Here is a 10,000-nt window from a genome sequence, read left to right as displayed (position 1 = left end):
CGAATGTATGCGTATTTATACCAAAATACCGCTACCAACTACTCCATTTTACATGGATTAAGCGGTTTTGATGAAGTTTCCTTAACAGATGAAGTAAAAATTATTTCAAATTCTTCCGAACAAATTTTAAAACCATCCGATTTCAAATTACCAGAATGTAAACTTGAAACTATTAAAGGAGGAACAACTGTTGACGAATCAGCTAAAATTTTCTTCGATGTAATTTCTGGGAAAGGAACTACGGCTCAAAATAATGTGGTTAGTGCTAATGCGGCAATCGCGATTCAAACCGTTGAAAAATCGAATTATGAAGAAGCTTTATCCAAGGCTCAAGAAAGTTTAGCCAGCGGAAAAGCATTGGAAAAATTAAAAAAATTAATCGCAATAAGTAATTAATCATGAATATTTTAGATAAAATCATCACCGATAAAAAACGAGAAGTCGAATTAAAGAAAAGTATTATTCCAGTTTCGCAATTAGAAACTTCTGTTTTATTCAACTCACGAACCTATTCATTAAGTAAACTTTTGAAAAATAGTGTTTCTGGAATTATTGCAGAACACAAACGTCGATCTCCTTCGAGAGCCGTCATCAATAATAATCATGCTGTGGAGGATGTGGTTTTAGGTTATCAAAATGCAGGTGTTTGCGGAATTTCAGTTTTAACGGATGCTAAATATTTTGGTGGTAGTTTGGAGGATTTATTGCTAGCAAAAGCTTCTGTAAATATTCCTTTGTTACGAAAAGAATTCATTGTTGAGGAATACCAAATTTTAGAGGCTAAAGCGCACGGAGCCGATGTAATATTACTAATTGCCGCGGTTTTGACTCGAGAAGAAATCAAACAACTTTCTGAATTTGCTCAAAGTTTAGGGTTAGAAATATTATTGGAAGTTCATAATTTAGAAGAATTAGAAAAATCAATAATGCCAAGTTTAGACATGATTGGCGTGAACAATCGCAATTTAAAAACCTTCGAAGTGAGTTTAGATTACAGCAAAGAATTAGCTAATAAAATTCCAGATGAATTTGTAAAAGTATCTGAAAGTGGAATTAGCTCTATTGAGGCAATTAAAGAATTACAACAATTTGGTTATCGAGGATTTTTAATGGGAGAACATTTTATGAAAACCGAAAATCCTGGTTTAGAAGCTAAACGATTCATTCAAAAATTAATGTCATGAAAAACATAAAACTAAAAATTTGTGGCATGAAAGAAACCGAAAATATTAAGGAAATATCGGCTTTAAATCCTGATTATTTGGGTTTTATCTTTTGGGAAAAATCAAAACGAAAGATGACTTTAGCTACTATTCCTGAACTTCCTGAAACTACCAAAAAAGTAGGCGTTTTTGTAGATGCTTCCATTCAGGAAATTGCTACAAAAATTAATCAATATCAATTAGACATCATTCAATTACATGGAAATGAGTCGGTTATTTTTTGTAAAAACGTGAAAAAACTCGGTGTTGAAGTCATCAAAGTTTTTTCCATAGATTCGACTTTCAATTTTTCCGTGGTTAAAGAATATGTATTAGCTGTCGATTATTTTCTTTTTGATACCAAAGGAAAATTACCAGGTGGAAACGGGATTACTTTCGATTGGAATATGTTAGAAAACTATCACTTTAATGTTCCATACTTTTTAAGCGGTGGCATTGGAACTACAGAAATTGACGGATTAAAAGAATTTCTAAAATCACCGGCAGCAAATAAATGCTACGGAATCGATGTAAACAGTCGTTTCGAAAAAAAACCAGGCACAAAAAATAAAATCAAATTACAAAAATTTAAAAAAATGCTATATGAAATATAATGTAGACGAAAACGGATTTTACGGCCAATTTGGCGGTGCTTTTATTCCCGAAATGTTGTATCCGAATGTTGAGGAATTAAAAGAAAATTATCTTAAAATCATGGCCGAACCTTCTTTTCAAGAAGAGTTTAACGACTTATTACAACAATTTGTAGGTCGCCCAACGCCTTTGTATTTTGCCAAGCGTTTATCCGAAAAATACAACACAAAAATCTATCTAAAACGAGAAGATTTATGTCACACTGGAGCACACAAAATCAACAACACCATCGGTCAAATTTTAGTCGCAAAACGTTTAGGTAAAACCAGAATCATTGCCGAAACTGGCGCAGGTCAACACGGTGTAGCAACAGCAACGGTTTGCGCTTTGATGGGATTGGAATGCATTGTTTATATGGGTGAAGTCGATATTAAAAGACAAGCGCCCAACGTAGCTCGTATGAAAATGTTGGGAGCAAAAGTTCGACCAGCAACTTCGGGTTCAAAAACACTTAAAGATGCTACTAATGAAGCCATTCGCGATTGGATTAACAATCCGATTGATACCTTTTACATCATTGGTTCTGTGGTGGGACCTCATCCTTATCCTGATATGGTAGCGAGATTTCAAAGTGTGATTTCTAAAGAAATTAAATCCCAACTTCTTGCTCAAGAAGGCAAAGAAAATCCAGATTATGTAATTGCTTGTGTTGGTGGCGGAAGCAATGCTGCTGGGGCTTTTTACGAATTTTTAGATGAAGAATCGGTAAAATTAATTGCTGTGGAAGCGGCTGGACATGGAGTTGAATCAGGAGAAAGTGCTGCGACTTCTGTATTGGGAAAAATTGGAATCATTCACGGAAGCAAAACCTTATTAATGCAAACCGAAGACGGACAAATTACCGAACCCTACTCTATTTCGGCAGGATTAGATTATCCTGGAGTTGGACCGCTTCATGCTCATTTACACGATACCAAAAGAGCAGAATTCATCGCAATAACAGATTCTGAAGCCATGCAATCTGGATTAGATGTATCAAAAACAGAAGGTATCATTCCAGCAATTGAAACGGCGCATGCTTTTTCAGTTTTGGATAAAAAACAATTTCAACCAAATGATATTGTAGTCATCAACTTATCAGGAAGAGGTGACAAAGATTTGAATACGTATATCGATTATTTTAAGTTTAGTGAAAAGTGATTAGTCAAAAAACAAACAACATGAATAGAATCAACCAAAAATTACAAGAAGATAAAAAACTGCTTTCCATTTATTTTACAGCAGGATTCCCAAAGCTAAACGACACTGTTTCCATCATTCAAGAATTGGAAAAAAATGGTGTGGATATGATTGAAATTGGGTTACCTTTTTCTGATCCATTAGCCGATGGGCCTACCATTCAAGAAAGTTCTACTATTGCGATTGAAAATGGCATGACAACTTCAATCTTATTTGAGCAATTGAAAGAAATAAGAAAATCGGTTCAAATTCCTTTAATTATTATGGGTTATTTTAATCCGATGATGCAATTTGGAATTGAGAAATTTTGTCAAAAATGTGCAGAAGTTGGGATTGATGGCTTAATTATTCCTGATTTACCGCTATTCGTTTACGAAACCGAATACAAATCGATTTTCGAAAAATACCATTTGAAAAACATCTTTTTGATTTCGCCACAAACTTCAGAAGAACGAATCCAACAAATCGATGCCATTTCCGATAGTTTTGTTTACATGGTGAGTTCGGCTGCGGTTACGGGAAGTCAATCCGGATTTGGTTCAGAACAAATGGATTATTTCAAACGAATTTCAAATTTAAACTTGAAAAATCCTCAAATTGTTGGTTTTGGAATTAAAGATGAAGAAACATTTCAACAAGCTACGAAATATCAAAAAGGTGCTATAATTGGAAGTGCATTTATCAACTTTTTGAAGGAAAATCCGATTTCAGACATTTCAAAGTTTGTCAATAAAATCAAATAAATTTAAGAAAGTTCATAGTAATTTTTTGTAAATTGTAACTTTTTGTAAAAGTAATCGTATAATTACAAAACTAACTGACAACTATGAACTTTCTTGAACATTACGAGCCACTACTCAAGGCTTTTTGGTACATTGCGTTACCGGTGAGTATCTTTTTTCTATTACAAACCATTTCCACTTTTATTGGATTAAGCGGTTCTGAAACCGATGCCGATACTGATGGTGGCGATGGTGATATGCCATTTGAATTGTTTACGCTTCGCAACTTAATCAACTTTTTATTAGGATTTAGTTGGACAGGAATTTCGTTTTATCAATCAATCGAAAACAAAACAATTCTAATTGGAATTTCTGTATTAGTCGGAATTCTTTTTGTGGGTGTTTTCTTTTTATTAATCAAACAAATTTTAAAACTTTCGGAAGACAATAGCTTTAAAATTGAAAATACCATCAATAAAACAGCCGAAGTATATTTGACCATTCCCGAAGCAAAATCTGGAAAAGGAAAAATTCAAATCAGCGTGAATGGTTCGTTTCATGAATTAGACGCCATCACCAATTCATCCGAAAAACTTACTTCTGGAAGTACTGTAAAAGTAGTAGCTGTGGAGCACAATTTAGTTATCGTAGAAAAAATCTAATCCTTTATTTATATGACACAAATTATCATTATTGTTGTAGCCGCTTTTGTGCTATTCGTTACTTTCGTGACTTTAATTTCACGTTACAAAAGATGTCCTTCAGACAAAATTTTAGTTATTTATGGAAAAACTGGTGGCACATCGGCTAAGTGTGTTCACGGTGGTGGTGCTTTTATTTGGCCTGTAATTCAGGATTATTCATTTTTAGATTTAAAACCTATTTCAATTGAAGCGAATTTAACCAATGCGCTTTCTCGTCAAAATATTCGTGTCGATGTTCCGTGTCGATTTACTATCGCAATTTCTACTGAAACCGATAGTATGAATACGGCTGCTGAACGTTTATTAGGTTTAGCTCCAGAACAAATTCAGGAATTGGCAAAAGATATTTTATTTGGACAATTACGTTTGGTTATCGCAACCATGACGATTGAGGAAATCAACTCAGATAGAGATAAATTCTTAGATAACATTTCGAAAAACGTAGATTCGGAATTAAAGAAAATTGGTTTGAAGTTAATCAACGTTAACGTTACCGATATCAAAGATGAATCAGGTTATATCGAAGCTTTAGGAAAAGAAGCGGCTGCAAAAGCGATTAACGAAGCTAAAATTTCGGTAGCGGAACAAGAAAAAATTGGAGAAACCGGAAAAGCAATGGCAGATCGTGAAAAAGACGTTCAAATTGCAGAAACTCATAGAGATCGTGACGTTAAAATTGCGATTACCAATAAAGACAGAGAAGTAAGTATTGCGGCTGCTTTTAAAGATGAAAGTATTGGAAAAGCGGAAGCGCAAAGAGATACTCGTGTGGCAACATCAGAAGCAAATGCGATTGCAATCCAAGGAGAAAATGAGGCTAAAATTGCTATTGCCCAATCGGAAGCAGCAAGACGTGAAAAAGAAGCAGAAGCATTGCGTATTGCCTTAGCATCAGAAAAAGTACAACAAGCAAAAGCATTAGAGGAATCGTATCTAGCAGAACAAAAAGCGGAAGCTGCACGTGCTGAAAGAGAACGTTCAACACAAAATGCGAATATTGTAATTCCGGCAGAAATTGCGAAACAAAAAGCCGTTATTGATGCACAAGCTGAAGCAGAGAGAATCAGAGTGCAAGCAAAAGGAGAAGCAGATGCGATTTTTGCAAAAATGGAAGCAGAAGCAAAAGGGTTATATGAAATCTTAACAAAACAAGCAGAAGGTTACCGTGAAGTAGTAAGTGCTGCTGGCGGTGATCCAACGAAAGCCTTCCAATTGTTATTAATTGAAAAATTACCAGAATTAGTTAAAACTCAGGTAGAAGCCGTTAAAAACATCAAAATTGATAAAATCACCGTTTGGGATTCTGGAAATAATACAGATGGTAATGGTTCGACTGCGAATTTCGTATCTGGAATGATGAAAACCGTTCCGCCATTAAACGATTTATTCAATATGGCAGGTTTAAATTTACCAACGTATTTAAAAGGTGAAGATATGCCTAAAGATGCATCAAGCTCTACAGAAATTACAACAACTGAAGAAGTGAAATAATTTTTAAAACCTATAGTATTAAATCCCAAATTTGTAATGAATTTGGGATTTTTTCATTTCTAAATTTCGTTAAAAAAAGGTTAATTAAAAAACTAAACAAACGTTTGATTTAAACATTTGTTTAATTTTGTCATGCAATTAAAAACATAAAAAATGAATGAGTTTAATTCAAAACAAATAGAAATCTTAATGATAACAGAAAAACTCTTTGCTGAAAAAGGGTATGATGGTACTTCTGTTAGAGATATAGCTAAAGCTGCTGAAATAAATGTTGCGATGATTTCCTATTATTTTGGTTCAAAAGAAAAGTTATTAGATGCTGTAATCATAAATAGAATTTCTGGATTTAGAATGATATTAGAAAATTTACAGTTGGAAACCATATCACCTATTGAAAAAATAAAAAAGTTTGTCTCTTTATACATTAATAGATTCTATATGAATAAAGATATATATCAAATTATTCAGTTTGAAATTATTAATCAAAAAAGAACAAGTGATTTTCCTTCATTCAATGAAATCAAACAAAAAAATCTAGAGCTTTTAGAAAAAATCATCTCTGAAGGACAAAATTCTGGTGTTTTTAAATCGAACTGCAATACTTATTTGATTCCAGCTATCGTTGTTGGAACTTTTTCTCAAGTATATAATAATAAGAAATTTTATTTTGAAATGATGAACTTGAATAATGATCAGGAATTTGAAAATTATATTTTGAATGATTTTACAGAAGAAATAACAAACGTAATCTTAGGAATGTTAATTAAATAAATAATGAAGACTAATAAATTTATACTCATAACGCTCTTTTCCATTGGATTTATCCAAGCACAAGACACTAAATCGCTTTCATTACAAGAAGCTATAAAAACAGGAATAACATCAAGTAATCAGGCAATTTTAGCAGATACGAAGGTAAAAACATCGGAATGGGAATTAAAAACAGTAAAAAATAATCAATTGCCAAATGTTTCACTATCGGGACAATTTTTTAAACTCACCCAAGCTAATGCGAAAGGTAATTTAATTCCTGCATCTGGTGGTAATTTAGATATAAGTCAATTGGCTATTGGACAAGCAAATGCAACAATACCAGTATTTAATGGATTTAAAATTCAAAATAGCATAAAAGCTTCAAAAAATTTAAATCAAGCGGAGATCAGTAATGCGCAACATACAAAAGAGCAAATTGCATTGTACATTACTCAATTGTATTTTAGTTTGTACAAAACACAACAAATGATTGCTTTAACAGAAGATTATTTAAAAAGTGCGCATCAACGTGTTGTAGATTTTCAAGCTTTAGAAGATAATGGATTATTAGCTCATAATGATTTATTAAAAGCACAATTACAAGAATCGGATATAGAATTATCGTTAGCTACTGCAAAAAAGAATAATTCAGTTTTAAATTATCAACTCGTTACATTTTTGCAATTACCTGAAGGAACTAAAATTTTGATTCCTGATAATGAATTTTCACCTATTCAAACAACATCTGATTTTTCTGTAGCAAGAAAAGACTTAGAAGCTTTAAATTTTGCAGAATTAGCTGCAAAAAACAACATTAAAATAGCTCAAGGAAATTACTATCCATCATTAAACTTAATAGGTGGTTATATTGCTTTAGATGTTAAAAATGCATTGACAGTCACAAACGCAATGAATTTTGGAGCAGGTATTTCATATGATGTTTCATCTATTTTTAAAAATAAGAAAGAAGTTGAAAAAGCAAAAAGTCAAGCTCTTGAAACAGAGCGTCAAATTGCAATATTAAATGATAAAATAAAAGAAGAAATACACGAAGCTAAAGAAAATTTCGACTTAGCAATCAAACAAAAAAATGTTTACGAAAAAGCTCAGTTACAAGCTGATGAAAATTATAGAATTGTTTTAGATAAATACAACAATGGTTTATCTAATACAAATGATTTATTAGAAGCTAATGTAGAGCAATTACAAGCAAAAATAAATTACTCAATTGCAACTTCAGATATTTTGCAAAAATATTATGAATTACAATATCAAAAAGGGAAACTAACACAATCAATAAATTAAATTTAGCTATACAATGGAAAAAAAGAAAACTAACAAAAAGTTTACATATATTCTAATCGGATTGGTAACTTTAGGAATGATATATGGTGGATATAAATACATCCATTCCCTTTCACATGAAACCACTGATGATGCACAAGTAGAACAGAATATGACACCAATAATACCAAGAGTGACCGGTTTTATTGAAAAAATATATGTAAAAGATAATCAGTTTGTAAAAAAAGGAGATACATTGTTTGTAATTGATAATAGCGATTACGTTGTAAAAGTAGAAGAAGCAAAAGCTGCTTTATTAGCTGCTGAAAGTAGTTTTGAAGTGTCAAAAGCAGATGTTGGAACAGCGCAAGTTGGAGTTTCTGTAAGTGATGCAAATGCAAAATCAGCTACAACTAGTATTGAATCAGCAAAAATAAAATTATGGAGAGCTACGAATGATTTTGAACGATTTGAAAATTTATACAAAAACAAATCCATCACAAAACAACAATATGAACAAGCATTAGCTGCTAAACAAGAAGCTGAAAATCAACTACAAATGATGAAACAACAAAAAAATGCTAGTGATTTTCAAAAAAATGTTGCAGTAACAAGAACTAATGTTTCTCAAAAACAAACATCAGTAGCAGCTGCAAATATTGAAAGAGCAAAGGCAAATTTAAATACTGCAATGCTAAACTTAAAATACACTGTAGTTACAGCAGCTTATAACGGACAAGTTTCTACCATTGACATACAACCGGGTCAATTAGTTCAGCCAGGTCAATCGCTTTTCTATATTATTAATACAGAGGAAGTTTGGGTTGTGGCAAACTTTAAAGAAACACAATTAAACAAAATGAAGTTAGGACAAAAAGTGGAAATTAAAGCGGATGCTTTTCCTAATGATAAATTTGAAGGGGAAATTACTTCCTTCTCACCTGCAACAGGTTCTCGTTTTTCATTGTTACCGCCAGATAATGCAACTGGAAACTTTGTTAAAACAGTACAACGTTTACCAGTTAAAATTACTTTGTCTTCAAATAATGCTAAAGAAAAAATCAAATTACTTCGTTCAGGAATGAATGTTGAAGTAGATGTACATCTTAATTAATTATGAGCGCAAGTACAACAAACATACACGAAGATAGTTTAGTTGAATATGGCTTTAACAGAGTAATCATAACCATTACAGCTGTATTATGTGCACTTTTAGAAATTGTAGACACAACAATTGTAAACGTTGCTTTAAATGACATGAGAGGAAGCCTTGGAGCAACACTAACTGATGTGGCTTGGGTAATTACTGCTTATGCGATTGCTAACGTTATTGTTATCCCGATGACGAGTTGGTTATCGCAACAATTTGGACGTAGAAATTATTTTGCTGCTTCAATTATTATTTTTACATCAGCTTCGTTTTTATGTGGAAATGCTAGTGGAATATGGGAATTAATAATTTTTAGATTTATCCAAGGATTGGGTGGAGGAGCCTTATTAGTAACATCTCAAACTATAATCACAGAAAGTTATCCAGTTGCAAAAAGAGGAATGGCACAAGCTATTTATGGAATGGGTGTAATTGTTGGTCCAACACTTGGCCCACCATTAGGAGGATATTTAGTAGATACCTATTCTTGGCCTTATATTTTTTATATTAACATTCCAATTGGTATTATCGCAACTTTACTAACTCTTCGCTATGTAAAAAGTCCAAAATACGGTGAAAAAATGAGTGCTAATCAAGTCGATTGGTATGGAATAATAACACTCGCAGGTTTTATTGGATCTTTGCAGTATGTCTTAGAGCATGGACAACAAGATGACTGGTTTAATGACGGAACAATTGTTGCGTTAAGTGTTATAAGCTTTTTTAGTTTGTTTTTCTTTATATGGAGACAACTTACCTATGAATATCCAATTGTTAATCTGAAAGTCTTAAAAGATACTAACCTAAGAGTAGGAACCATCTTAAGTTTTATAATGGGGTTTGGATTGTATGGATCAACTT

Annotated in this window: 10 protein-coding genes and 1 pseudogene; all 11 read left to right on the top strand. The window is 32.5% G+C overall.

The features are described 5' to 3' along the window. Positions 1–396 (top strand): annotated as a pseudogene (locus tag LDL23_RS05160) (anthranilate phosphoribosyltransferase); the annotation flags it as partial. 2 nt (positions 397–398) lie between these two features. Then, positions 399–1,184, top strand: a complete 786-nt coding sequence (gene trpC, locus LDL23_RS05155) for an indole-3-glycerol phosphate synthase TrpC (RefSeq protein ID WP_291264753.1) — start codon at positions 399–401, stop codon at positions 1,182–1,184. Continuing rightward, positions 1,181–1,816, top strand: coding sequence for a phosphoribosylanthranilate isomerase (locus LDL23_RS05150; protein WP_291264752.1), 636 nt, complete (start codon positions 1,181–1,183; stop codon positions 1,814–1,816). The genes trpC and LDL23_RS05150 overlap by 4 nt, the downstream gene beginning before the upstream one ends. After that, positions 1,806–2,996 carry a tryptophan synthase subunit beta gene (gene trpB / locus LDL23_RS05145; protein ID WP_291264751.1) on the top strand — a complete coding sequence of 397 codons (1,191 nt, stop codon included), beginning with the start codon at positions 1,806–1,808 and terminating at the stop codon, positions 2,994–2,996. The genes LDL23_RS05150 and trpB overlap by 11 nt, the downstream gene beginning before the upstream one ends. A 20-nt stretch (positions 2,997–3,016) precedes the next feature. Further along, positions 3,017–3,778, top strand: coding sequence for a tryptophan synthase subunit alpha (gene trpA, locus LDL23_RS05140; protein ID WP_291264750.1), 762 nt, complete (start codon positions 3,017–3,019; stop codon positions 3,776–3,778). 83 nt (positions 3,779–3,861) lie between these two features. Then, positions 3,862–4,419: an NfeD family protein gene (locus LDL23_RS05135; RefSeq protein WP_291264749.1), complete on the top strand. Its 558-nt coding sequence runs from the start codon at positions 3,862–3,864 to the stop codon at positions 4,417–4,419. A 12-nt stretch (positions 4,420–4,431) separates the two neighbouring features. After that, positions 4,432–5,952, top strand: coding sequence for a flotillin family protein (locus tag LDL23_RS05130; protein WP_291264748.1), 1,521 nt, complete (start codon positions 4,432–4,434; stop codon positions 5,950–5,952). Between the two features lie 153 nt (positions 5,953–6,105). Then, positions 6,106–6,723 carry a TetR/AcrR family transcriptional regulator gene (locus tag LDL23_RS05125; protein ID WP_291264747.1) on the top strand — a complete coding sequence of 206 codons (618 nt, stop codon included), beginning with the start codon at positions 6,106–6,108 and terminating at the stop codon, positions 6,721–6,723. Positions 6,724–6,726: 3 nt separating this feature from the next. Further along, positions 6,727–8,010, top strand: coding sequence for a TolC family protein (locus tag LDL23_RS05120; RefSeq protein WP_291264746.1), 1,284 nt, complete (start codon positions 6,727–6,729; stop codon positions 8,008–8,010). 13 nt (positions 8,011–8,023) lie between these two features. Then, positions 8,024–9,103 carry an HlyD family secretion protein gene (locus LDL23_RS05115; protein WP_291264745.1) on the top strand — a complete coding sequence of 360 codons (1,080 nt, stop codon included), beginning with the start codon at positions 8,024–8,026 and terminating at the stop codon, positions 9,101–9,103. Positions 9,104–9,105: 2 nt separating this feature from the next. Continuing rightward, positions 9,106–10,000 (top strand): DHA2 family efflux MFS transporter permease subunit (locus LDL23_RS05110; RefSeq protein ID WP_291264744.1); only part of this gene is annotated, 895 nt, incomplete at its 3' end.

The sequence above is a fragment of the Flavobacterium sp. genome (genome assembly GCF_020217025.1).
Classification (GTDB): domain Bacteria; phylum Bacteroidota; class Bacteroidia; order Flavobacteriales; family Flavobacteriaceae; genus Flavobacterium.
Note: the sequence above shows the minus strand (reverse complement) of the source record. Positions and strands in the feature narration are given on the sequence as shown.